2 protein-coding genes are annotated in these 1,098 nt (G+C 74.0%); both read left to right on the top strand.

Going from position 1 to position 1,098, the window contains the following annotated elements:
- On the top strand, positions 1–767 hold a 767-nt coding region (locus tag AC1MIR_RS16895), incomplete at its 5' end, for an ABC transporter permease (protein WP_480029345.1).
- 2 nt (positions 768–769) lie between these two features.
- The gene (locus tag AC1MIR_RS16900) at positions 770–1,096 is read left to right on the top strand and encodes an ATP-binding cassette domain-containing protein (RefSeq protein WP_480029346.1); all 327 of its coding nucleotides are present in this window, start codon (positions 770–772) and stop codon (positions 1,094–1,096) included.
- Positions 1,097–1,098: the final 2 nt, after the last annotated feature.

The raw sequence follows: 1,098 nt of genomic DNA on the forward strand, positions 1-1,098 counted from the left end.
GGGTCTGCCGCGCCGCCCCCGCACCCCGCCGCCGCCGCCCCCCCCCCCCCGCCCACCCGGGCGCCCCTTTCCCCCGCCCCCCCCCCGACCGCCTCGGGCGCGACATGCTCAGCCGGGTGATCCACGGCACGCGCATCTCGCTCTCCATCGGCCTGGTCGGCGTGGCGATGAGCCTCGTGCTCGGCCTCGTCCTCGGTGGCATCTCGGGCTACTACGGCGGCACTGTGGACATGGCGATCCAGCGGGTGATCGAGTTCATCCTCTCGTTGCCGACCATCCCGATCTGGCTCGGCCTGACCGCGGCCTTGCCGCAGGACTGGTCGCCGCTGACACGCTACTTCGCCATCACCATCATCCTCTCGCTGGTGACATGGACGGAACTGGCGCGCGTGGTGCGCGGACGGTTCCTGGCGCTGCGCGGCGAGGATTTCGTCACCGCCGCACGGCTCGATGGCTGCAGCCAGGCGCGCATCATCTGGCGGCACATGCTGCCCTCCCTTGCCTCGCACATCATCGCCTCGATCACGCTGGCGATCCCGCTGATGATCCTGGCCGAGACCTCGCTCTCCTTTCTCGGCCTGGGCCTGCAACCGCCGACGATCTCCTGGGGCGTGCTGCTGAAGGAGGCGCAGAACATCCGCTCCATCGCGCAGGCACCCTGGCTGTTCATCCCGGGCGGCGCCGTCTGCCTCGCGGTGCTGGCACTGAATTTCCTCGGCGACGGGCTCCGCGACGCGGCCGATCCCTACGCCCAGGACGGGCGCTGAGCATGCCCGACACGATGCCGGCGGGCTGGTCGCCGGGCGAGGCGGAGGCCGCGCCCGTGGTGCTGCAGGTGCAGGGCCTGGCCGTGGATTTTCCCTCGCGCCGCGGCGTCTTCCGCGCGGTGGACGGGGTGGACCTGACGCTGCGCGCAGGCCGCACCCTCGCGGTCGTCGGCGAGAGCGGCAGCGGCAAGAGCGTGACGGCCCGCGCCATCCTGCAGATCCTCGACCAGCCCGGCCGCATCGCGGCCGGCCGCGGGGGGCGGGCCCGCCCCCCCCCCCCCCACGGCGCCCCCGCCACCCGCGGGCCCCGGGGGGGCGGGGGGGGTTAGGG

The organism is Falsiroseomonas sp. RANM36 (genome assembly GCF_056682175.1).